Origin of the sequence: Nocardioides pocheonensis (assembly GCF_003725535.1) — a bacterium.
Lineage (GTDB): Bacteria > Actinomycetota > Actinomycetes > Propionibacteriales > Nocardioidaceae > Marmoricola > Marmoricola pocheonensis.
On sequence record NZ_RJSF01000043.1, the window covers coordinates 137,172 to 157,672 of the forward strand.

The window sequence follows — 20,501 nt, forward strand, 5'->3', positions numbered from 1 at the left end:
CTAGGCTGGCCACCATGAGCGAGCTGGACCCGTTGCGGATGCGCGTCTCGGACGCCGACCGCAACAAGGTCGCCGAGATCCTGCGTGAGGCAGCCGGCGACGGGCGGATCGACCTCACCGAGCTCGACGAGCGCCTCGAGGCGACGTTCGCCGCGAAGACCTACGCCGAGCTCGTGCCGATCACCCACGACCTGGCCTCGGCAGTCGCGTCCCAGGCTGCGGTGGTGCCGGGCGTCTCCGCGGAGCGAGCCGTGGCGATCATGGGTGGCGTCGAGCGCCGCGGCATCTGGACCGTGCCGGAGCAGTTCTCGGTGTTCTGCTTCTGGGGTGGCGCCGATCTCGACCTGCGCGAGGCGCGCTTCTCCGCGCCGGAGGTCACCTTGACGATCAACACCTTCATGGGTGGGGCCAACGTCGTGGTGAACCGCACGACCCACGTCGTGGTCCACGGCGTCGGCATCATGGGTGGCTACTCGGGCCCTCGGTCGGACCCCGGGGTGCAGCTGACCGCCGACTCACCCGTGGTGCACGTCAAGGGCGTGGCGATCATGGGCGGCGTCAGCGTGGTCCGCAAGCGGATGCCCGGCGAGGACAAGACGCCCGGCTGGCGCTACCGGCACTGAGGGTTTCGACCAGAGGTCAGGCGCGGTCGGCGGTGCGCCGGATGGCGTCGCGGAAGGTCTCGAACAGCGCCGGCGGGAGGTCGTGGCCCATGCCCGGGATCAGCAGCAGCTCGGCACCGTGGATCGCCTGGGCGGTCGAGCGACCGCCCGAGACGTGGACCATCCGGTCCTGCATGCCGTGGATGACCGTCGCCGGGATGCGCAGCGAGCGCAGGGCGCGGGCACGGCTCGGCTGGGTCAGGACCGCCATCATGTGGCGCATCACGCCGGCGGGGTTCAGGCCGCGGTCCCAGGTCTCCCGCGCCCGCGCCCGGGCGGCGTCCTCGGGCTCGAGGTAGGCCGGCGAGCCGATCGCGGCGGCGCCCTTGACCGAGGCCTCGACGTACTCCTCCAGGGTGCTGCCGCGCCGGCCGAGCATCATCGGCAGCAGCCGCGGGTCCAGCCAGCCGACCGTGCGGCGACCGGTGGTCGACATGATCGAGACCAGGCTGCGCACGCGGGACTGGTCCTGGATCGCCATCGTCTGGGCGATCATTCCGCCCATCGACACCCCGACCACGTGGGCCGACTCGATGCCGAGGTGGTCGAGCAGCCCGAAGCCGTCGCGGGCCAGGTCGGCCAGGGTGTACGGCGGCCGCACCGGCCGGCCGAGGAAGGCCTGGACCAACATGCCTCGGGTGACGCGGCCGGTCCCGCGGCTGGACCTGCCGGTGTCGCGGTTGTCGTAGCGGATCACGAAGAACCCGGCCTCGGCGAGCATCCGGCAGAAGGAGGGGTCCCACCACGTCATCGGACCGCCGAGGCCCATCACGAGCAGCAGCGGCTCGTCGTCCGCGTTGCCGAAGGTCTGGTAGCACAGCTCGACACCGGGGCTCACCGGCGCCGAGAGCTCGGCCGACTGCGCGACCTCCTGGATGGCCTCGGGTGTCCCGGCGGGACCGGAGGACCGGCGACGGGTGCGGATGCGTGGTGGCATCGGGGGGCTCTCCTCGGGGTACCGGGCAGTAATGAAGGGCTGCGAGAGGAGTGTACGGGCCGCGCCGAAGCGGCGCGCGGGCCGCGGATAACGTCGAATTGCGGCGCAATTGACGTTGAATCCTTTACTTTCGAGGACATGAACTCACCGATGGGCGACTTCCTGAGACCCGAGGGCTACCTCGGTCCGCAGGGCCTGCGCGCCCTCTCGCGGGAGAGCAGCGCGGCCGTGGAGCTCGCGCGCTACCTGCGCCGGGCCCGGGCCGACCGGAAGTCGCGCAAGTCAGGCGCGTACGCCGACGCCGGCCGGCGTCACGCCCACGAGCCGGTGATGCTGATCCCGGGGTTCATGGCCGGTGACCCGACCCTGCGCGCGATGTCCTCGATGCTGCGCGGCGCCGGCTACCGCACCTACCGTGCGCAGATCCAGGTCAACGCCGGCTGCACGCGCGAGGCCGCCGACCGGCTCGAGCGACGCCTCGAGGCGATCGCGATCCGCCGCGGTCGCAAGGTGAGCATCGTCGGGCACAGCCTGGGCGGCATGCTCGCCCGCGGCCTGGCCGCCCGCCGCCCGGACCTGGTCGCCGGCATCGTGTCCATGGGCAGCCCGATCATGGCGCCCGGCGCCGTGCACGGCGTCCTCGCCTGGGACGCCGAGATGTTGACCCGGCTCGCCCGCGCGGGCTTCGGCGGCCTGATGAGCGACGACTGCGTGGGCGGCGAGTGCGCGCGCACCAGCTTCGAGGAGATGCAGGCGCCGCTCGATCCCGACGTCGCCTTCACCGCCATCTACTCCCGGCGCGACGGCATCGTCGACTGGCGGGCGTGCATCGACCCGGCCGCGGAGGCCGTCGAGGTGCCGACCAGCCACGTCGGCATGGCGTTCGACCCGGTGGTCTTCGACGTCGTGCGCGACGCCCTCGACCGGCACCAGGTCATGCGGGCCAGTCGGGCCGCAGCTCCGGACGCGTCGGCGCCGCTGCGCCCCGCCGTGAACAGGTGATCCCGGCGACCTCGACCGCCGCCTGCAGCATCTGCTCGAGCCGGACCTCGTCGGTCGGCACGCCCGCGCCGTAGCCGCCGAACGCGGACCCCTCGTACAGCACGGCCAGGGTGGCCGCCATGAACGCGTCGCCCGCCCCGACGGTGTCGACGACCTCGACCCGGGCCGCGGGGACCCGCACGACCAGGTCGCCCACGAAGCCGACGGCGCCCTCGCCGCCCCTCGTGAGCAGCACGATCTCGGTGCGCTCGCCCTGCAGCAGCGACCGGGCGATGTCCTCGGGGTCGGCCCCGGGGTGAAGCACCTCGACGTCCTGGTCGCTGAGCTTGACCAGGTGGGCCCGCCCGGCGAGGGACTCCAGGTCGCGCCACGCCTGCACCGGGTCGGCCACGAGCGGTGCGCGGACGTTCGGGTCGTAGCTGACGAAGACGTCGCGCGCCCAGGCCTGCTCGACCAGGTCGAGCACGCTGTCCCGACCCGGCTCGAGCACGGTGCCGAGGGAGCCGACGTGCAGGGCGTCGCAGTGCGGCAGCTCCTGGTGGGGCAGTGACCAGCCGATGTCGAAGTCGTACGACGCCTCGCCGCCGTCGAGCAGCACGGTGGCCGTGGCGGTCCGGCCGGTCACCGACGGAGCGGCGATCAGCTCGGCACCGCTGTTCTCGATCTGCTCGACGATGCGGGAGCCGCGCTCGTCGTGGCCGACCTCGGTGATCAGCAGCGTCGGCACGTCCAGGCCGGCCAGGGTGGTCGCGACGTTCAGCGGCGAGCCGCCGACGGTCTCACGCGCGTGCTCGGGGTGGCCCGGGTCCGCCACGACGTCGACCAGCGACTCCCCGACGACGACGATCATCTCGGTCGCGCCCGGCCGTTCAGCGGCCGAAGTCGACGTCGGCGTACGCCTTCAGCTTGCTGAGCTTGTGCTCGCTGATGATCTGCCGGATCGTGCCACTGCGGCTGCGCATCACCAGCGAGTGCGTCGACGCGCCACCGGCGCGGTAGCGCACGCCCTTCATCAGCTCGCCGTCGGTGATGCCGGTGGCCACGAAGAAGCAGTCGTCGCCCGAGACCAGGTCGTCGGTGTAGAGCACCCGGTCGAGGTCGTGGCCGGCGTCGACCGCGCGCTCGCGCTCGGCGTCGTCCTGCGGCCAGAGCCGGCCCTGGATCACGCCGTCCATGCACTTCATCGCGCAGGCCGCGATGATGCCCTCGGGCGTGCCGCCGATGCCGAGCAGCAGGTCGATGCCGGTGTCGGCCCGCGCCGCCATGATCGCGCCCGCGACGTCACCGTCGGTGATGAACTTGATGCGGGCGCCGGCCTCACGGATCTCCTGGGCGAGGCCTGCGTGGCGCGGCCGGTCGAGGAGCACGACCGTGACGTCCTCCGGTGCGCTGCCCTTCGCCTTGGCGACCTGGTGGATGTTCTCCGCCACCGGGTAGCGGATGTCGACGACGTCGGCGGCCTCGGAACCGGTGACCAGCTTCTCCATGTAGAACACCGCGGACGGGTCGTACATCGAGCCGCGCGGTGACACCGCGAGCACCGAGACGGCGTTCGCCATGCCCTTGGCGGTCAGGGTGGTGCCGTCGATCGGGTCGACGGCGACGTCGCACTCCGGACCCTCGCCGCTGCCGACGCGCTCGCCGTTGTAGAGCATCGGGGCGTTGTCCTTCTCGCCCTCGCCGATCACGACGACGCCGTTCATGCTCACGGTCGAGATCAGCGTGCGCATCGCGTTGACCGCGACGCCGTCGGCGCCGTTCTTGTCGCCCCGGCCCACCCAGCGACCCGCAGCCATCGCGGCGGCCTCGGTGACCCGGACCAGCTCCAGGGCGAGGTTGCGGTCAGGTGACGACGGGGCCACGGCGAGCTCGTCGGGGAGGGGTGCGTCGGCCATGGCCCGATGCTATCGGGCCGAGAACGCCGTGGGGCGGCTCGCGGCGTAGATGGTCACCTCGGTCGCCTTGACCATGAGCTGGACCGTCGCGCCCGGGCCGAGGCCCAGGTCGGCGACCGCCGCCGGAGTCACGTCTGCCGCGAGCCGGTGCCCGGAGGCCTCCGTGCGCACGCGCACCCGGTCGCCCAAGGGCTCGAGGTCGGTGACCACGGCGGAGAAGGCGTTGCGCGGGCTGCCGGTCGGCGTATCGCGGAAGACGGACACCGCGTTCGGGGCGAAGACGGCGACCGCCTCCTCGGCGCGGGCAGGGGCCGGATCGCCGGTCATCCCGCGCACGACCAGGGGCGCTGCCGCGACCCCGGAGCCGTCCCACGTGCCGGCGACCAGGTTGAGACCCGCGATCCGGGCGGCGAAGACGCTGCGGGGGCGCGTGAGCACCTCGGTGGTCGGGCCGTCCTCGACGACGCGGCCGCCGTCGACCACGACGACCCGGTCGGCGAGGAGCAGCGCGTCGAGGGGTTCGTGGGTGACGAGCAGGACGGAGCGGTCGACCAGCACCTCGCGCAGCAGCTGGCGGACCGAGGGCGCGACCGCCACGTCGAGCGCGGCCATCGGCTCGTCGAGCAGGAGCAGGGCCGGATCGGCCGCGAGGGCGCGTGCGACGGCGACGCGCTGGGCCTGGCCGCCGCTGAGCTGGTGCGGCCGGCGGTCGCCGAGGTCTGCGACGCCCACGCGGTCGAGCCACAGCCGGGCGGTCGCCCGGGCCTGCGGGCGGCGTACGCCGCGTGCCCTGGGCCCGAACGCGACGTTCTCCAGCGCGGTGAGGTGCGGGAAGAGGAGCGGGTCCTGTGCGAGCAGGGCGACGTCGCGGCGGTGGGGCGCGACCACCGGGCCCGTGGCGGAGACCAGGGTGCGACCACCGAGCGTCACCTGTCCGGCCGTGGGAGCCAGGAGTCCGGCGATCACGCCGAGGACCGTCGACTTGCCGGCGCCGTTCGGGCCGAGCAGGGCCACCGTCTCGCCCGGCCCCACGGTGAGCCGGACGCTCACGTCGCGAGCGCCGACGGTGGCGTAATACTCGAGGGTGGTCATCGGGTCCCTCGGCGGTGGCGGACGGTCGCGCGGCTCGCCGGGGCGATCACCAGCACGGCGACGACGACGAGCAGCAGGGAGAGGGCGACGGCTGCGTCCGGGTCGTCGAACCGCTCGAGGTAGATCTGGATCGGCAGGGTGCGCGTGGTGCCCGCGAGCGAGCCGGCGAAGGTGATCGTCGCGCCGAACTCGCCCAGGGACCGGGCGAAGGCCAGCACGGCACCGCTGACCAGGCCCGGCAGCACCAACGGCAGGGTGACCCGCCGGAAGACCGTGCTCGGAGAGGCGCCGAGCGTCGCGGCGGCGACCTCGTAGCGCTGTCCGGCGGTGCGCAGCGCGCCCTCGAGAGAGATCACCAGGAAGGGCAGCGCGACGAAGGTCTGCGCCATCACGACTGCGACCGACGTGAACGCGACCTCGACGCCGACGACGTGCAGCGCGTGCCCGAGCAGGCCGCGCCGCCCGAAGGTGTAGAGCAGGGCGATCCCGCTCACCACCGGCGGGACGACCAGCGGGAGGAGCACGAGCGATCGTGCGGCGGCCTGCCCGCGGAAGTCGGTGCGGGCCAGCACCACCGCCATCGGCACGCCGAGGACCACGCACACGAGCGTGCTCGCGGCGCTGGTGCGCAGGCTCAGCCACAGCGCCTCGCGGGAGGACGGCGACGTGATCAGGGCGACGAGGTGGGTCCCGTCGACGCGCGAGACCATCGCGGCCAGGGGCAGCAGCACGAAGACGGCGCCGAGCCCCGCCGGCAGGTACAGCCAGCGCGGCAGCCCGACGCCCGGTGGTCTCACGGCTTGCCGAACCCCGCGTCGGCGAGCACCTGCTGGCCGTCCCGGCCGAGCACCAGGTCCACGAACTCCTGCGCGAGACGGCTCTGCTTCGCATCGCGCAGCGCGGCGATGGGGTAGACGTTCACGGCGCCCGCAGCCTCCGGGAAGGTGATGCCCTCGACCTTGCTCCCCGCGCCCTTCACGTCGGTGACGTAGACGACGCCGGCGTCGGCCTCGCCGCTGGCGACCTTGCCCAGGACGTCGGTGACCGACTGCTCCTCGCTGACCGGCTTCAGGGTGAGGCTCGCGGACCGGGCGACGCTCTGGGTCGCCGTGCCGCAGGGGACCTCGGGCGCGCAGACGACCAGCTTGACGCCGGGCTTCGTGAGGTCCTGCAGGTCCGTGATCCCGGCGGGGTTGCCGGGCGGGACCGCGATCTCGAGCGTGTTGGACGCGAAGCTCCTCGGGTCGGTTGCCGCGTCGCCGAGCTTGTCCATGTTCTTCGTGTCGGCCGAGGCGAACACGTCGGCCGGTGCCCCGGACCGGATCTGCTCGACCAGGTCGGAGGACCCACCGAAGCCGAGCCGCACGGTGACGCCGTGGTGCTCGGCCTCGAACTGCCTGCCGAGCTCGGTGAACGTCCTGGTCAGCGAGGAGGCGGCGAACACGGTGAGGGTCTGCTTCGACCCCGAGTCGTCCGAGCCGCACCCGGTCGCCGTGACGGCCAGGACCGTGGCCAGCGCGAGGGCGGACAGCGTCCTCGTGGTCCTCACGGGCGCTCCAGCACCACGTTGGTGGACTTGATCGAGGCGATCGCCCGCTCGCCGCGGGCGAGGCCGAGCTCGTCGACGGCGTCGGCGGAGAGCAGCGAGACGATCCGGTGCGGTCCGCACACCATCTCGACCTGGGCCATCACGGTGTCGCGCTTGACCGCGACCACGATGCCGGGCAGCCGGTTGCGAGCGCTGACCGAGGACGCCCGCAGGCCCTCGCGGTCGGGCTCGTCGACCAGCGCCTCCGCCAGCGTCGCCAGGTCGGCACCGCGGACCGCGCTCCGCCCGCCTTCCTGCACGGTCGCGACCCGGCCTTGGTCGATCCACCGGCGCAGGGTGTCGTCGCTGACGCCGAGCAGCTCGGCCGCCTCCGCAATTCGGTACGTCGTCACGGTGACAGTCTGCCGCATCTGCGGACGATAGGGCTCCGCGGTTCCGCTCGTGCGGTCAGACCAGGCGTGCCCAGAGATCCAGGATCGTCACGCCTGCGACGACCGCGACCGGGGTCGCGAGGAGCGCGACCGCGTGGAAGTCCCGGCTGCTCACCGTGCCGCCGTGGTGACCGACGGAGCGTCGCCAGAGGAGGTTGGCCAGCGACCCGGACCAGGTCATCGAGGAGCCGAGGTTCACGCCGATCAGCGCCGCCAGGGCGGGCGTCGTGCCGAGCGGTGCGACCAGCGGCACGATCAGCAGCGTCGCGGGCAGGTTGTTCACCAGGTTCGCGAGCACGGCGCCGACCAGCGCGGTCCCGAGCAGCGCGAGCAGCCCGGTGCTGTCCGGCAGGACCGCCCCCAGAAGGTCGCCGAGCGGACCGCGGCCGAGGGTCGCCACCACGAGCCCGAGCGCCAGGACGAACAGTGCGAAGGACGCGTGAGTGCTCCGCGCGAGTCGACCCCAGGACACCTCGCGGTGGCGCCGGGCGCGCACCGCGAGGACGGCCGCGGCGCCGCCGGCGACCCAGGCCGGGTCCACTCCGACCAGCGAGCCCGCGGCGAACCCGGCCAGCATCGCCGCGACGACGACGAGCGGCACCGTCGGCAGGGGCAGCGGGCTCGGCGCGTCCCGGCCGGAAGAGGCCTGGCGGAGGTCGTCGCGGAACCAGAGCCGGTGCGCGGCGTACTCGATCAGGAGGGTGAGCACCCACACCGGTGCCATCAGCAGCGCGAAGCGGCCGAAGCCGACGTCGAGCCGCGGCATCGCGAGCAGGTTGGTGAGGTTCGAGACCGGGAGCAGCAGCGAGGCGCTGTTGGCCAGCCGGACGCAGACCAGCTGCAGCGGACGGGCCGTCACGTGCGTCGCTGCCGCACTGGCCAGCACCACGGGCGTGAGCAGCACGACCGTGGCATCGAGGCTGAGCACGACCGTGGTCGCGGTGGCCACCACGAACGCGAGCGCGAAGATCCGCTGGTGGCTGCCGGCTCGTGCCAGCCGGGTGCCGACCGCGCCGAAGAGGCCGGCTCCCCGGCAGCACTCGGCGACGACCAGGATCGCCATCAGGAAGAGCACCACGGGCAGCAGCCGCTCGAGCTCGCGGCGCACCTCGGTGGCGTCGAGCGTGCCGGTGGCCAGCACGACCGCGCTGCACCCGAGGGCGAGGAGCGCCTCGACCCGTCCTCGGGGGTGCAGGTACGCCGCCGCGAGCAGCGCGACGAGCGCCACCACGGGGATGCCGTCGCCGAGAGCATGGAGCACCGGGAGAGGCTAGCCGGGGCTCGGTGCGCCCCACTGCGCGGTGGTTGGCAGGATGTGCGCGTGAGCCAGACCGAGCGACCCGGACCCCGACCGCCGCGCACCTTCGGCGCGATGTCGGGCGCGCTCATCTTCCTGCTGCTCCTCGTGCTGGCCTGGGTCGGGTTCCGCGCGCTCACCTCGGACAAGAAGGCGACGCCGGTCCCGACCGTCGACTGGTCGGCGTGGGTGAACGCCGGCCGCACCGAGCAGCGGCTCGCGACGTTCGCCCCCGAGAAGCTGCCCGCGGGCTGGCGCGCCACCTCGGTCCACTACGCCGGTGGCAACGAGCCGCAGTGGCACCTCGGCCTGCTGACCGACCGGGGGAAGTACGTCGGGATCGAGGAGTCGCTCTCCTCCACCAAGGACCTGGTCACCCAGTACGTCGACGAGGCAGCCGTGCGCGGCAAGGACGTCGAGGTCGGCGGGCAGACCTGGCAGAGCTGGTCCGACGCCGGTGGCGACCACGCCCTGGTGCGCTCGGTCGAGGCAGCGGGCCGGCCCTACGAGTCGGTGCTGGTCGGCGGCTCGGCCGATGCCGCGACGGTCGCGCGGTTCACCGGCTCGCTCACCGCGGGCACGGTGACCCCGGCACGCTGAGGTCAGCCCTTCTCCTCGAGCGCGGCGTCGAGCCGTTCCCGGGCGCCGTCGAGCGCGGCCTGGCAGATCCGGGCCAGCTCCTCGCCGCGCTCCCACAGGGCCAGCGACTCGGCGAGGCTGGTGCCGCCCTGCTCGAGCGTGCGGACCACCTCGATCAGCTGGTCCCGGGCCTCCTCGTAGCTGGGCTCCGGGGCGTTCTCGGGATCAGTCATCGGACTCCTCGTCCTCCTCTGCGGTGTCGTCCTCGGGGCTGCCCACGGTGGGCAGGGGGATCGGTTCGACGCCTTCGACGGCCGCCGAGATCCGGCCGTCGGCGACGCGGATCGTCACCCGTTGTCCTGCCGTGACGTCCTCGACGCTGCTGAACAGCCGACCCTCGCCGTCGGAGAGCACCGCGTAGCCGCGGCGCAGCGTGGCCAGCGGCGACAGCGCGCGGACGCGGGCGACCTGGTGCACGAGGTCGTCCTCGGCGCGGTCGAGCACATGGCCGAGGACGCGCCGGCTGCGCGCCCGCAGCGCCATGACCTCCTCGACCCGACCGGCGAGCCCGCTGCGGGGGTCGGCCAGGCTGGGCCGGCTGCGCAGGGCGTCCAGCTGGTGCTGCTCCTGAGCGATCCGCTGGTGCATCCAGCGGCGCATCCTCTCCCGCGTCTGGAGCACCCGCTGGGCCTCCTCGGCCACGTCCGGGACCACCCGACGCGCGGCATCGGTGGGCGTGGACGCGCGCAGGTCGGCGACCAGGTCGAGCAGGGGAGTGTCCGGCTCGTGGCCGATCGCCGAGACCACGGGCGTGGTCGCGGCGTGGACCGCGCGCACCAGGCCCTCGTCGGAGAACGGCAGGAGGTCCTCCACCGAGCCGCCGCCGCGCGCGATCACGATCACGTCGACGGTCGGGTCGGCGTCGAGCTTGCGGAGGGCGTCGATGACCTGGGCCGCGGAGTTCGGGCCCTGCATCGCGGCGTACTCGACCGCGAAGGCGACGCCCGGCCAGCGCCGCCGGGCGTTCTCCAGCACGTCCTTCTCGGCAGCGGACGCCTGTGCGGTGACCAGACCCACCTGCCGCGGCAGGAACGGCAGCGGCCGCTTCAGCTCGAGCGCGAACAGGCCCTCGGCGGCCAGCAGCTGGCGCCGGCGCTCGAGACGGGCGAGCAGCTCGCCCTCGCCGACCAGCCGGATCTCGCGCACCTGCAGGGACAGCGAGCCGCGGCCGGGGTAGACGGTCGGCTTGGCGTAGGCCACGATCTGGGCGCCGTTGACCAGCGGGCTCGGCAGCGCGTCCACCACCGCCCGCGGGGCGGTCAGGTCGACCGACACCTCGGCGAGCTTGTCGCGCAGCCGGATGAAGTCGGTGCCGGAACCGGCCGGGCGGTTCAGTCCGATCACCTGGCCCTCGACCCAGATGGCGCCGAGGCGGTCGACCCAGCCGGCGATCATCCCGACCACCTGGCGGACCGGCACGGGCTGCTCGGGAGAGGTCTCCATGCGGGTGCCGGCTGCCACGTGCGAGACCCTACGCCGTGGCTCCGTCAGTCGAGCGGCTGCGCGCGGCACGGCGCGCGTTCGCCGATCCGTAGGATGGGCCCATGACCACCGACCTGGGCAACCCGGCCGTCTTCTCGCCCGACGAGGCCGACCGCGCCGTGCTGCTGGCCGCTCCCCGCGGCTACTGCGCCGGCGTCGACCGGGCCGTGATCACCGTGGAGAAGGCACTCGACCTGTACGGCGCGCCGGTCTACGTGCGCAAGCAGATCGTGCACAACAAGCACGTCGTGGCCAACCTGGAGTCGCGCGGCGCGGTCTTCGTCGAGGAGCTCGGCGAGGTCCCCGAGGGCGCCACGGTGGTGTTCTCCGCCCACGGGGTGTCGCCGACGGTGCACGCGGAGGCCGAGGCGCGCGGCCTCAAGACGATCGACGCCACCTGCCCCCTCGTGACCAAGGTGCACCACGAGGCGAAGCGGTTCGCGGGCGAGGACTACGACATCCTGCTGATCGGCCACGAGGGCCACGAGGAGGTCGAGGGCACCGCCGGCGAGGCTCCCGAGCACATCCAGCTGGTGCAGACCCCCGAGGACGTCGCCCACGTGGTCGTGCGCGACCCGGCGAAGGTCGCGTGGCTCTCGCAGACGACGCTGTCGGTCGACGAGACCATGACGATCGTCGACGCCATCCGCCAGCGCTTCCCGCAGCTGCTGGACCCGCCCAGCGACGACATCTGCTACGCGACCCAGAACCGGCAGCTGGCGATCAAGGAGATCAGCAAGGACGCCGACCTGGTGATCGTGGTCGGCTCGGCCAACTCCTCCAACAGCGTCCGGCTCGCCGAGGTCGCGCTCGAGTCGGGTGCCAAGGCGGCGTACCGCGTGGACGACGCCTCCGAGATCGACCTCGCGTGGCTCGACGGCGTCGACAAGGTGAGCGTCACGTCCGGTGCCTCCGTGCCCGAGGACCTCGTCCAGGGCGTGCTCACGTTCCTCGCCGACCACGGCTACCCCGCGGCGCAGGCCGTGCACACGGCGGAAGAGTCGCTGATCTTCGCCCTGCCGCCCGAGCTCCGTCGCGACCTGCGCGCCCGGGAGAAGTCGCAGGCGTAGGCGACCGACCCCGTGGCCCGCTATCTCGACATCCATCCGGTCAACCCGCAGCCGCGGCTGATCGAGCAGGTCGTCTCGCTGCTGCGCGACGACGGCCTGATCGCCTACCCGACCGACTCGGGCTACGCGCTCGGCATCCAGCTGGGCAACCGGGCCGGGCTCGACCGGATGCGGGCGGTGCGCCAGCTCGACGACAAGCACCACTTCACGCTTCTGTGCCACGACTTCGCACAGATGGGTCCGCTGGTGCACATCGACAACGCGGTCTTCCGGATGGTGAAGGCCGCCACGCCCGGGCCGTACACGTTCATCCTGCCGGCCACCTCGGAGGTGCCGCGCCGGCTGATGCACCCGAAGAAGCGGACGGTCGGCGTGCGCATCCCCGACCACGTGCTGGCGCACGCGCTTCTCGAGGCGCTGGGGGAGCCGCTGATCTCGACGACGTTGCTCCTGCCGGGCCAGACCGAGCCGCTCACGGAGGGCTGGCTGGTCAAGGACGAGCTGGATCAGCTGCTCGACGCGGTCATCGAGGGCGAGGCCGGCTCGCTGCCGTCCACCGTGGTCGACTTCACCTCGGGGGTCGCCGAGATCGCCCGGTACGGCGCCGGCGACGCGTCGCGGTTCGAGTGAGCCCGACCGACCGGCAGGTCGGTGACGGCGTCGTCGCCGAGGGCCGCGCCGGTGCCATGCCGTCGCAGCACGCGTGACCGGATCGCCAGGACCACGAGCGCGAGGGCGTAGCCGGCCAGCAGGGGACCGGAGTGACGCGCCAGGCCGGAGATCACCGACTGGACGAAGCCGTCGCCGGACGAGGCGATGGCCGCGCGGTGACCGAGCCCGAGCAGCACGCAGATGCCGAGCAGCAGCATCGGCGGCAGCACGCCCACCCGGAAGAAGTCCTGGGGTCGGATGGCCAGGGCCATGCCCACGCAGAGCACGATGAAGCCGCTGTCGAAGATCCGCTCGAGCCGACCGGTGACGACCAGGTCGGCCGCGACCAGGAGCGCGGAGACGAGCGTCGAGAACCGCGTGACCCGGCGTCCGGACCAGCGGCCCTCCTCCCACAGCGTGGGTGCGCTCACCTCTTCACGGTAGGTCGGCACGTCGCTGCCTCAGGGGAGCCACGCCGGACGGTGTCGGCGCGGGATCGGGGAGCTCGGGACGCTCCTCGGCGACCGCGTCGAGCAGCTCGGCCGCCGTGAGCGGCCGCGGGGAGTCCTCGACGGGCCGGGGTGCCTCGATGCGCTCGTCGAAGTCGGCCACGTCGGCGAAGTGCCGGGCGGTGACGAAGACCCGGCTCTCCAGGGAGCCGACCGTGCTGTTGTAGGCGTCGATCGTGCCCTTCAGCGAGCGGCCCAGCTTGTCGAGGTGCCGGCCGACCGTGCCCAGGCGGGAGTAGAGGTCGCGGCCCAGCTCGTGGATCTCCCGGGTGCGCTCGGCGAGTGCCTCGGTCGTCCAGCCGTAGGCGATCGTGCGCAGCAGCGCGATCAGCGTGGTGGGGGTGGCCAGCACGACGTTGCGACCGGCGGCGTGCTCGAGCAGCGTCGGCTCGGCCTCGAGCGCGGCGGACAGGAACGACTCGGCGGGCAGGAACAGCACCACGAACTCCGGCGACTGGTCCAGGGCGCGCCAGTAGGACTTCGCGGACAGCTGGTCGATGTGCGCACGTACCTGGCGGCCGTGGTGCGCGAGGTGCGCGCGCTGCTCGTCCGGGTCGTCGGTGGCCAGCGCGTCCAGGTAGGCCGCCAGCGGCACCTTCGCGTCGACGACCACGCTCTTGCCGCCGGCGAGGTGCACCACGACGTCGGGCCGCTGCACACCGTCGGGGCCGGCGAGGTGGACCTGCTCGGAGAAGTCGCAGTGGTCGACCATGCCGGCCAGCTCGACGCTCCGGCGCAGGTGCATCTCTCCCCACTGGCCCCGGACCTGCGGCTTGCGCAGCGCGCTCGCCAGCGCGGTGGTCTCGCGGCGCAGGGTGTCGGTGGAGTGCCGGACCTCGTCGACCTGCTGGTGCAGCGTGCTCTGCCAGGACACCCGCTGGTGCTCGAGGTCACGCATCCGGTCGTGCAGGCGGTCGAGCCCGTCGCGGATGACCGCGGTGTCCTGGGCGCGGTCGAGGTCGGTCGCACCGCCGCGGCCGCCGACCAGGACCGAGCCCAGGACGCCCAGGAGCACCCCGATCACCAGGGTCAGCAGGGGAAGCAGGATGTCCATGCCCCGAACGCTGCCAGCACCCTCCGACAGATCCCGTGGCGCCACGCGCGGGCGGGCAGCCCTGCAGTGGCCGGTTCCGGTACGCCGGGCCGGGCCGGAGGAGCACGATGGGAGGGTGACCGCGCCCCTGGCCTCGGAGAAGTTCCAGGCCTTCACCGGACAGCACTGGTTGCTGATCGGGATCTTCCTGATCGGGCTCGTCGTCGTGATCGTCCGGGGCCGCTCGCACCGCGGCACGCCGCGGGAGCGGCCGATCCGCCGCGGCTACGCCGTCGTGCTCGCGCTGGCGGCGGTGACCATGCTCGTCTACTACACGGTCGAGCCCGGCGGCTTCCGCCTCGGCACGTCGTTGCCGCTGGAGCTGTGCGACCTCGCGGAATTCACGGCGGTCGTCGCACTCTGGACGAAGAGCCCGCGAGCCGCGGCGTTCACCTACTACGTCGCCCTCACCCTCTCGATCCAGGCGATCGTCACCCCGTCGCTCGGTCAGACCTTCCCGAGCCCGCGCTACTTCGGCTTCTGGACGCTGCACTTCCTGGTGGTGTGGGCGGCGGCGTACCTGACCTGGGGCCTGGGCTTCCGCCCCACCTGGTCGCTCTACCGCGCCACGCTGGTGGCCACCCTGGTGTGGGCCCTGGTCGCGTTCCCGCTCAACGAGGTGCTCGACACCGACTACGGCTACCTCAACCGCAAGCCGTCCTCGGCGTCGCTGCTGGACCTGCTCGGGCCCTGGCCCTGGTACCTCGTGGCAGCCGCGGCCATCATCGCGACGGGCTGGGCGTTGGTCCTCACGCTGCCGTGGACGCTGGCCGCCCGGCGCCGCGCGGCCGACCCGGCCGCCGGTCAGTCGGCGAGGTCGACGATCACCGGGGCGTGATCCGAGGCTCCGTTGCCGTGGCCGTCGGAGCCGCCGCGCTCCTCGCGGTCGACGCGGGCGCCGGTGACGCGGTCGGCGACGGCCGGCGAGCCGAGCACCAGGTCGATGCGCATGCCGCGATTGCGCTCGAACCGCTGGCGGTAGTAGTCCCAGTAGGTGAAGCCGTCGGCGCCTTTCACGTGCGGCTCGACGAGGTCGGTCCAGCCGGCGTCGAGGAACCGGCGGTACGCCGCCCGCTCGGCCGGCGTGACGTGGGTGGAGTGGGCGAAGCGCGTGATGTCGAAGACGTCGTCGTCGGTGGGCGCGAGGTTCCAGTCGCCGCCGAGCACGGTCGGCGTGCCGAGCCACGCCGTGGCCGCGTCGTGGAGCCGGTCGAGCCAGTCGAGCTTGTAGACGTAGTGGGGGTCGTCGGGCTTGCGGCCGTTGGGGACGTAGAGCGACCACACCCGGATGTCCCCGCACGTCGCTCCGACGGCACGGGCCTCGGCGGTCATGGAGTCGCCCCACCCGGGCATGCCGTCGAAGCCGACGCTCACGTCGGCGAGGCCGACCCGGCTGATGATCGCGACGCCGTTCCACTGGTCGAAACCGGCGGCAGCGACGTCGTAGCCGAGCGACTGCAGGCCCATCAGGGGCAGCTGGTCCTCGCGTGCCTTGGTCTCCTGCAGCAGGAGCACGTCGAGGTCGTGGCGCTCCAGGAGTGCCTCGACCCGGTCGATCCGGGAGCGGAGGGAGTTGACGTTCCAGGTGGCGATGCGCACCCGGCGAGACTAGGACACGTGCCCGAGCACCAGGGGGACGACGACCGCGGCGGCGTACCGGCGCGCGGCCGCCGGGGTGTCCAGGTCCGGGCCGCCGTCCGGGGTCAGCACCAGCGAGTGGATCAGGCGGGCCACGGTGTGCCCGAGGTCGCGCGGGTCGGCCGGGGGCTCGGTGCCCCGCCACCGGTGGAGCTCGCGGATCCGGTGCGCCAGGGTGTCGGCGGCGAAGCCCAGCACGTCGCCGGCGCCGACGGTCATGCCCTGGGCGATGAGGTCGCCGTCGATCTGCCGCATCCGCTCGAGCAGCGGGTGGCTGCGCATCAGGGCGACCGCCTCGGTGAACATCGTCACGACGTTCGCGGCCGGGTCGAAGTCCGCTCCGGAGTCCGCGTCCTCCGGTACGTCGGGCACACGCCGGGTCAGCTCCTCGAGCACGCGTCCCGCCTCGTGCAGGTACGCCGCGGCGAGCAGCTGCTCGCGACTGCCGAACCGGCGGTAGAGGGTCGCGCGGTTGACCCCGGCCCGCCGGGCGACGTCGTCGGTGCTGGTGCGCCGGATGCCCGTCAGGGCGAACTGCTCGAGGGCGGCCTCGAGGATCGCGACGTCGGTGGCCACGCGTCCCTCCTTGCGACAATGCAACAAATCGTGTTTCATTGTTGCACATGACCGCGAGTCCCGCCGTACCGGCGCCCGAGCAGGACCCGGCGTGGCGACCCGCCGTGACGCTGGCCGACCTGCTGCACGAGGTCGGGCTGATGCTCGGCTCCGGGTCGGCGGTGATGTACCAGCTCGCGGTCTGGGGCGTCGGCAAGGGCGTGGCCGAGCACTCGACCACGATGCAGAGGCCCGTCGACCGGCTGCGCACCACGCTGACCTACGTCTACGTGATGGGCCTGGGCACCGACGAGGAGCGCGCGACGGTCGCGCGCATGGTCAACCGGGCGCACGGGCCCGTGCGCGGCGAGGGCTACAGCGCGTTCGACCCCGACCTCCAGCTCTGGGTCGCCGCGACGCTGGCCGAGGTGGCCCGCGAGATGTGGGAGAAGATCGCCGGTCCGCTGGACGCGGCGACGCTCGAGCACCTCTACCGGGAGGGCTGGGTCTACGGCACCGCGCTCCAGGTGAAGCCGGAGATGTGGCCGCCGACGCGCGCGGAGTTCGAGGCGTACTGGGAGCGCATGCAGGGCGAGTTCCGCTCCGACCCGCAGATCCAGCGGTATGCCCGCGCGCTGCTCTCGACCAAGGATGCGAAGTGGTTCGTCAAGCCGATCACGCCGTTGATCAGTCTGGTCACCCGGGGCAACCTCAGCCCGGCCGCCCGCGAGGTGCTCGCCCTGCCGTGGAGTGCGCGCGACCAGCGCCGCTACGACCGCTTCTGGCGTGTCGTGCGGGTGGTCTACCCGCGGGTCCCGAGACGGATCCGCGCGCTACCCGCCCGCGTCGCCATGGCGGAGGTCCGCTGGCGGATGCGGACCGGTCGCCGCGTCATCTGACCGCCGGGGTGGTTTCATCGTCGCCATGAGGCGGCTGATCGAGATCATGCTGGTCGTCGCGATCCTGCTCGACGCGGCGTACTGGACGATCTGGTTCAGCAACCGTGACTGGATCGCGAGCGAGCACAGGAAGGCGTACTACGACTTCGAGAACGCCTTCCCGCTGGCCGACCTGTGGCTCGGGGTCGCGTGCGTGCTCGCCCTGGTGACCCTGCGGGCCCGTCGTCCGAGCGCGTTGCTGTGGCTGGTCTGCGCGGGCAGTGCCGGTCTCTACCTGTTCGGCATGGACTTCCTGTACGACGTGGAGCACGGCATCTTCACCAAGGGGGGAGGCGGGGCGTTCGAGGCCGTGATCGTCGCGCTGACGCTGGTCTTCTCCGTGACGTTGCTGCGCTGGTCGTGGCGGCACCGCGGCGAGCTGCTCTCGGGAGACCGCGCCGGCGACTGAGTCCGTCGCCACTCCTTCGCTCCGAGGGGTGGGATTCTTCGGACGTTTCGCCCCGACCCGACCCTGGTTTCGGAAACACTGTCCGCATGCCGTTTCGGAAGTCGGACCGCGGCTCGGGCGTGCTGAGCATCGCCGAGGGCGTGGACCGGGTCTTCCGCGACGTCATCGTGATGATCGCCGTGGCGGCGGTCGCGCTCACGACCATCTTCGTCTATCTGGTGGCCGCGATCAGGCCGGAGCAGAGCAGGTACCGGTCGGCCGCCAGCGCCCTGGCGCTCGCGCACGCGGCGATGCTCGACGAGGCGTCCGGGCTGCGGGGCTACCTGCTGGTGCGCGACCAGCGGCTGCTCGACACCTACCAGCAGGGCATGACCGCGGTCGAGGCGCAGAACGCGAGGCTCGACGGCTACCTCGGGGCCGATCGCACGCTGGCGCCCCTGCTGCTGAAGATGCGGGTCGCGGCGCAGGCCTGGGAGTCGGAGTGGGTGCGCACGGTCCTCGCCGGGAACGTGCCGAGCGACATCCAGGCGGCCGAGGTGTTCTACGCGCGCGGGGACGACCTGTTCCAGGCCTATCGCCGGGCAGAGTCCGTGCTCAACGATCGGCTGCAGGCTCGTCGTGACGACCTGTACTTCCAGCAGGACCGGCTGCTCGCCTCGGGGCTGGTCACGACGGTGGTGCTCGCGGCGTTCATCATCGTGATGGCGAACCGGCAGCGTCGCCGGCTGAAGGACGCCGTGGTCGCGCCGGTCCTCGGCATCATCTCGGCCACCGACGCGATCGCGCGCATGGACCTCGGCGTCCAGGTCGAGCCCTCCGGCCCGGCAGAGTTCCAGCGGATCGGCGAGGGCATCAACCGGATGCGGGACGCGCTCTCGGAGTCGCTCTACCAGGAGCTCGCCGCCCAGGAGCGGATCGAGGCCCAGGCAGACCAGCTGCGCACGATCCTCGCCATGTCCCGCGAGATCTCGGGCAGCCTGAACCTCGGCTACGTGCTCGAGGCGGTTGCCTCGGCGGCCTCGACGGTCAGCGGCTTCCCGCGGGTGATCATCTGGCTCACCGACGACGAGAGCGGCCGCACCCTCTCGGGGGTCTACGACTCCACGACCGGGCACGGCGTACCGGAGGAGAACCTGAAGGCGGAGCTGGGTGTCGGCGTGGTCGGGCAGGCAGTCCGCTACGGCCGCACCGCGACCACCCACGAGCTCGGCGAGCCGACCGTCGAGATCAACCTCGGGCACACGCTGCGCATGCTGGCGGTGCCGCTGATCGTCGGTGCACGCATCGCGGGCGCGATCGAGGTCTCCAGCACCACTCCCAGGCTGCTCTCGCCCGGCAGCCTGGACGTCCTCGAGACCCTCGCCAGCCACGCCGCCGCGGCGATCGAGGCAGCCAGCCTGCACACCTACACCGCGGAGCTCGCGCACACCGACGGCCTGACCGGCCTGGCGAACCGCAGGCTGCTCGACCACGACCTCGCGCTCGAGTGCGAGCGTGCCGCCCGCTACGGCCGGCCCTTCGCCCTGATCATGTTCGACCTCGACCACTTCAAGCGGCTCAACGACACCTACGGCCACACGCGCGGCGACGAGGTGCTCCAGCAGCTCGCCGAGGTCGTCTCCCGAGAGGTCCGCACGACCGACACCGTCTACCGGTACGGCGGTGAGGAGTTCGCGGTGCTCGTCCGCGAGACCGGGCCGGACGACGTCCACGGGCTCGCGGAGCGGCTGCGCTCGCGGGTCGAGGAGCACTTCGCCTCCCGGGGATCCGTCGGGCCGGTCACCGCGTCCTTCGGGATCGGGCTGGTGCCGCCCCTGCCGCCGGTGCCGGCCGAGGTGGTCGGTGCGGCCGACGCGGCGCTCTACTGGTCGAAGGCCGAGGGCCGCAACCGCGTCACGATCCGGCACGCCGAGGCGTGAGCGACGAGGGCACAGGCTCGTGAGTCGTTCGTGCGGACTCGGTCGTCACGCGAGTGCCGACGTGCGCGGTCAGGACCGCCAGACCGAGGCCACGTCGCGGCGGTAGCCACGACCGAAGAGTCCGCCGATGATCGCCAGCACCGGCTTCGGCACCGACGCGGTGAGCGCCGCCATCTCCTCGGGGCTCGCGCCGTCGCTCACCCACGCGAAGAACCGGCCGCCCTTGGCCGGCGACACCTTCGCGAACTGCTTGCCCATCGCCTTCATCTCCGGGCCGTCGGCGTGGGCGAGGTAGACCGCCTCGGTCTCCTGCTCCTCGTGGTCGAGATGGGCGACGGCCACGGTCCGGAGCTCGGTCATCGCCGCGCGAGCCGCAGCGGCGTCGGCCGCGGTGGCGGTGCCCCTGAAGGTCGCCATGGCGGACCGCGTGGCGGCCAGTGCCTGCGCCATCCGGTCGTGCTCCTCGTCGAACGTCGCGAGCAGGTCCTGGCTGACCCCGATCGACGCCATCGCCGGCCACGCGATTTCGTGCTCGCCCTCGTGGTGCTCGGTCAGCTGGGCGTCGAAGTTGTCCCAGGCCGTGCCCAGCTGGGCGGCCCGGGCGTGGTCGCCGTCGCGGAAGGCGGCCAGCGCGTCCAGGAAGCGTTGGAGGTCGCGGCGGACCGCACCGTGGATCACCTTGTTCATGCTCATCGCAGCCATGCCGCGACGCTACCGCTGCCACTCGTTCATG

General features: G+C 72.7%; 23 protein-coding genes and 1 pseudogene. 9 read left to right on the forward strand and 15 right to left on the reverse strand.

Features of this window, described 5'->3' with window-relative positions; genetic code table 11:
- Positions 1–14: 14 nt before the first annotated feature.
- Positions 15–623, forward strand: coding sequence for a DUF1707 SHOCT-like domain-containing protein (locus EFL26_RS16580; protein WP_123224020.1), 609 nt, complete (start codon positions 15–17; stop codon positions 621–623).
- A 16-nt stretch (positions 624–639) separates the two neighbouring features.
- Here EFL26_RS16580 and EFL26_RS16585 read toward each other — a convergent pair whose 3' ends face one another.
- Positions 640–1,599, reverse strand: a complete 960-nt coding sequence (locus tag EFL26_RS16585; RefSeq protein WP_123224021.1) for an alpha/beta fold hydrolase — start codon at positions 1,597–1,599, stop codon at positions 640–642.
- Between the two features lie 138 nt (positions 1,600–1,737).
- Between EFL26_RS16585 and EFL26_RS16590 the strand changes: the two genes are divergently transcribed.
- Complete coding sequence (locus EFL26_RS16590) at positions 1,738–2,601, forward strand: alpha/beta hydrolase (protein ID WP_123224022.1); 864 nt, start codon at positions 1,738–1,740, stop codon at positions 2,599–2,601.
- Here EFL26_RS16590 and EFL26_RS16595 read toward each other — a convergent pair.
- The 7 genes from EFL26_RS16595 to EFL26_RS16625 are packed head-to-tail and all read right to left on the reverse strand — an operon-like array spanning position 2,534 to position 8,829.
- The gene (locus EFL26_RS16595; protein ID WP_123224023.1) at positions 2,534–3,451 is read right to left on the reverse strand and encodes a carbohydrate kinase family protein; all 918 of its coding nucleotides are present in this window, start codon (positions 3,449–3,451) and stop codon (positions 2,534–2,536) included. The genes EFL26_RS16590 and EFL26_RS16595 overlap by 68 nt on opposite strands.
- A 19-nt stretch (positions 3,452–3,470) precedes the next feature.
- Positions 3,471–4,496, reverse strand: coding sequence for a class II fructose-bisphosphatase (gene glpX / locus EFL26_RS16600; protein WP_123224024.1), 1,026 nt, complete (start codon positions 4,494–4,496; stop codon positions 3,471–3,473).
- Positions 4,497–4,505: 9 nt separating this feature from the next.
- Positions 4,506–5,588 carry a sulfate/molybdate ABC transporter ATP-binding protein gene (locus EFL26_RS16605; protein ID WP_123224025.1) on the reverse strand — a complete coding sequence of 361 codons (1,083 nt, stop codon included), beginning with the start codon at positions 5,586–5,588 and terminating at the stop codon, positions 4,506–4,508.
- Complete coding sequence (locus tag EFL26_RS16610; protein WP_246000237.1) at positions 5,585–6,385, reverse strand: ABC transporter permease; 801 nt, start codon at positions 6,383–6,385, stop codon at positions 5,585–5,587. Before EFL26_RS16610 ends, EFL26_RS16605 begins: the two co-directional genes overlap by 4 nt.
- A complete protein-coding gene (gene modA / locus EFL26_RS16615) occupies positions 6,382–7,137 on the reverse strand; it encodes a molybdate ABC transporter substrate-binding protein (protein WP_123224026.1) in 756 nt (251 codons plus the stop codon). The genes EFL26_RS16610 and modA overlap by 4 nt, the downstream gene beginning before the upstream one ends.
- Positions 7,134–7,547, reverse strand: coding sequence for a TOBE domain-containing protein (locus tag EFL26_RS16620; protein ID WP_221177004.1), 414 nt, complete (start codon positions 7,545–7,547; stop codon positions 7,134–7,136). Before EFL26_RS16620 ends, modA begins: the two co-directional genes overlap by 4 nt.
- A gap of 37 nt (positions 7,548–7,584) precedes the next feature.
- Positions 7,585–8,829: an SLC13 family permease gene (locus EFL26_RS16625; protein WP_221177005.1), complete on the reverse strand. Its 1,245-nt coding sequence runs from the start codon at positions 8,827–8,829 to the stop codon at positions 7,585–7,587.
- A 60-nt stretch (positions 8,830–8,889) separates the two neighbouring features.
- Here EFL26_RS16625 and EFL26_RS16630 point away from each other — a divergent pair, with 60 nt between their 5' ends.
- Positions 8,890–9,465: a DUF4245 family protein gene (locus EFL26_RS16630; protein ID WP_183408232.1), complete on the forward strand. Its 576-nt coding sequence runs from the start codon at positions 8,890–8,892 to the stop codon at positions 9,463–9,465.
- A gap of 2 nt (positions 9,466–9,467) precedes the next feature.
- On the opposite strand, the gene EFL26_RS16635 is transcribed toward EFL26_RS16630, so the two are convergent.
- Positions 9,468–9,677, reverse strand: a complete 210-nt coding sequence (locus EFL26_RS16635; protein WP_123224028.1) for an exodeoxyribonuclease VII small subunit — start codon at positions 9,675–9,677, stop codon at positions 9,468–9,470.
- Entirely contained in the window at positions 9,670–10,947 is a 1,278-nt protein-coding gene (gene xseA, locus EFL26_RS16640; RefSeq protein WP_123224147.1) for an exodeoxyribonuclease VII large subunit, read from the reverse strand. Before xseA ends, EFL26_RS16635 begins: the two co-directional genes overlap by 8 nt.
- A 101-nt stretch (positions 10,948–11,048) precedes the next feature.
- Here xseA and EFL26_RS16645 point away from each other — a divergent pair, with 101 nt between their 5' ends.
- Positions 11,049–12,056: a 4-hydroxy-3-methylbut-2-enyl diphosphate reductase gene (locus EFL26_RS16645; RefSeq protein WP_123224029.1), complete on the forward strand. Its 1,008-nt coding sequence runs from the start codon at positions 11,049–11,051 to the stop codon at positions 12,054–12,056.
- A 12-nt stretch (positions 12,057–12,068) separates the two neighbouring features.
- Complete coding sequence (locus EFL26_RS16650) at positions 12,069–12,686, forward strand: L-threonylcarbamoyladenylate synthase (protein WP_123224030.1); 618 nt, start codon at positions 12,069–12,071, stop codon at positions 12,684–12,686.
- Between the two features lie 71 nt (positions 12,687–12,757).
- Here the strand turns inward: EFL26_RS16650 and EFL26_RS24965 are convergent.
- Together EFL26_RS24965 and EFL26_RS16655 are read right to left on the reverse strand one after the other, a co-directional pair.
- Positions 12,758–13,159, reverse strand: a pseudogene (locus tag EFL26_RS24965) (DUF6542 domain-containing protein); the annotation flags it as partial.
- Positions 13,143–14,270 (reverse strand): DNA recombination protein RmuC, encoded by a 1,128-nt coding sequence (locus EFL26_RS16655; protein ID WP_123224031.1) that lies wholly within the window; start codon positions 14,268–14,270, stop codon positions 13,143–13,145. The pseudogene EFL26_RS24965 and the gene EFL26_RS16655, both read right to left, overlap by 17 nt.
- A gap of 115 nt (positions 14,271–14,385) precedes the next feature.
- Here EFL26_RS16655 and EFL26_RS16660 point away from each other — a divergent pair, with 115 nt between their 5' ends.
- Positions 14,386–15,147, forward strand: a complete 762-nt coding sequence (locus EFL26_RS16660) for a YwaF family protein (RefSeq protein WP_221177006.1) — start codon at positions 14,386–14,388, stop codon at positions 15,145–15,147.
- Here EFL26_RS16660 and EFL26_RS16665 read toward each other — a convergent pair.
- Both EFL26_RS16665 and EFL26_RS16670 read right to left on the reverse strand, forming a co-directional pair.
- The gene (locus EFL26_RS16665) at positions 15,114–15,908 is read right to left on the reverse strand and encodes an exodeoxyribonuclease III (protein WP_123224033.1); all 795 of its coding nucleotides are present in this window, start codon (positions 15,906–15,908) and stop codon (positions 15,114–15,116) included. The two genes, EFL26_RS16660 and EFL26_RS16665, sit on opposite strands and share 34 nt — an antisense overlap.
- A gap of 9 nt (positions 15,909–15,917) precedes the next feature.
- Entirely contained in the window at positions 15,918–16,523 is a 606-nt protein-coding gene (locus EFL26_RS16670; protein ID WP_183408233.1) for a TetR/AcrR family transcriptional regulator, read from the reverse strand.
- Positions 16,524–16,570: 47 nt separating this feature from the next.
- Between EFL26_RS16670 and EFL26_RS16675 the strand changes: the two genes are divergently transcribed.
- The 3 genes from EFL26_RS16675 to EFL26_RS16685 all read left to right on the forward strand — a co-directional run bounded on the left by EFL26_RS16675 (position 16,571) and on the right by EFL26_RS16685 (position 19,768).
- Positions 16,571–17,401: an oxygenase MpaB family protein gene (locus EFL26_RS16675; protein ID WP_123224035.1), complete on the forward strand. Its 831-nt coding sequence runs from the start codon at positions 16,571–16,573 to the stop codon at positions 17,399–17,401.
- A gap of 25 nt (positions 17,402–17,426) precedes the next feature.
- The gene (locus EFL26_RS16680) at positions 17,427–17,849 is read left to right on the forward strand and encodes a hypothetical protein (RefSeq protein ID WP_123224036.1); all 423 of its coding nucleotides are present in this window, start codon (positions 17,427–17,429) and stop codon (positions 17,847–17,849) included.
- 86 nt (positions 17,850–17,935) lie between these two features.
- Positions 17,936–19,768, forward strand: coding sequence for a sensor domain-containing diguanylate cyclase (locus EFL26_RS16685; protein ID WP_123224037.1), 1,833 nt, complete (start codon positions 17,936–17,938; stop codon positions 19,766–19,768).
- Between the two features lie 69 nt (positions 19,769–19,837).
- On the opposite strand, the gene EFL26_RS16690 is transcribed toward EFL26_RS16685, so the two are convergent.
- On the reverse strand, positions 19,838–20,470 hold the full coding sequence (locus EFL26_RS16690) for a hemerythrin domain-containing protein (protein WP_123224038.1): 633 nt from the start codon (positions 20,468–20,470) through the stop codon (positions 19,838–19,840).
- Between the last annotated feature and the right edge of the window lie 31 nt (positions 20,471–20,501).

What these genes read in the sequence shown, in the direction of transcription:
- EFL26_RS16580 (WP_123224020.1), top strand. Translation starts at nt 15, where the DNA reads ATGAGCGAGCTGGACCCGTTGCGGATGCGCGTCTCGGACGCCGACCGC.
- EFL26_RS16585 (WP_123224021.1), bottom strand. Translation starts at nt 1,599, where the DNA reads ATGCCACCACGCATCCGCACCCGTCGCCGGTCCTCCGGTCCCGCCGGG.
- EFL26_RS16590 (WP_123224022.1), top strand. Translation starts at nt 1,738, where the DNA reads ATGAACTCACCGATGGGCGACTTCCTGAGACCCGAGGGCTACCTCGGT.
- EFL26_RS16595 (WP_123224023.1), bottom strand. Translation starts at nt 3,451, where the DNA reads ATGATCGTCGTCGTCGGGGAGTCGCTGGTCGACGTCGTGGCGGACCCG.
- glpX (WP_123224024.1), bottom strand. Translation starts at nt 4,496, where the DNA reads ATGGCCGACGCACCCCTCCCCGACGAGCTCGCCGTGGCCCCGTCGTCA.
- EFL26_RS16605 (WP_123224025.1), bottom strand. Translation starts at nt 5,588, where the DNA reads ATGACCACCCTCGAGTATTACGCCACCGTCGGCGCTCGCGACGTGAGC.
- EFL26_RS16620 (WP_221177004.1), bottom strand. Translation starts at nt 7,547, where the DNA reads ATGCGGCAGACTGTCACCGTGACGACGTACCGAATTGCGGAGGCGGCC.
- EFL26_RS16635 (WP_123224028.1), bottom strand. Translation starts at nt 9,677, where the DNA reads ATGACTGATCCCGAGAACGCCCCGGAGCCCAGCTACGAGGAGGCCCGG.
- xseA (WP_123224147.1), bottom strand. Translation starts at nt 10,947, where the DNA reads ATGGAGACCTCTCCCGAGCAGCCCGTGCCGGTCCGCCAGGTGGTCGGG.
- EFL26_RS16645 (WP_123224029.1), top strand. Translation starts at nt 11,049, where the DNA reads ATGACCACCGACCTGGGCAACCCGGCCGTCTTCTCGCCCGACGAGGCC.
- EFL26_RS16655 (WP_123224031.1), bottom strand. Translation starts at nt 14,270, where the DNA reads ATGGACATCCTGCTTCCCCTGCTGACCCTGGTGATCGGGGTGCTCCTG.
- EFL26_RS16675 (WP_123224035.1), top strand. Translation starts at nt 16,571, where the DNA reads ATGACCGCGAGTCCCGCCGTACCGGCGCCCGAGCAGGACCCGGCGTGG.
- EFL26_RS16680 (WP_123224036.1), top strand. Translation starts at nt 17,427, where the DNA reads ATGAGGCGGCTGATCGAGATCATGCTGGTCGTCGCGATCCTGCTCGAC.
- EFL26_RS16685 (WP_123224037.1), top strand. Translation starts at nt 17,936, where the DNA reads ATGCCGTTTCGGAAGTCGGACCGCGGCTCGGGCGTGCTGAGCATCGCC.
- EFL26_RS16690 (WP_123224038.1), bottom strand. Translation starts at nt 20,470, where the DNA reads ATGGCTGCGATGAGCATGAACAAGGTGATCCACGGTGCGGTCCGCCGC.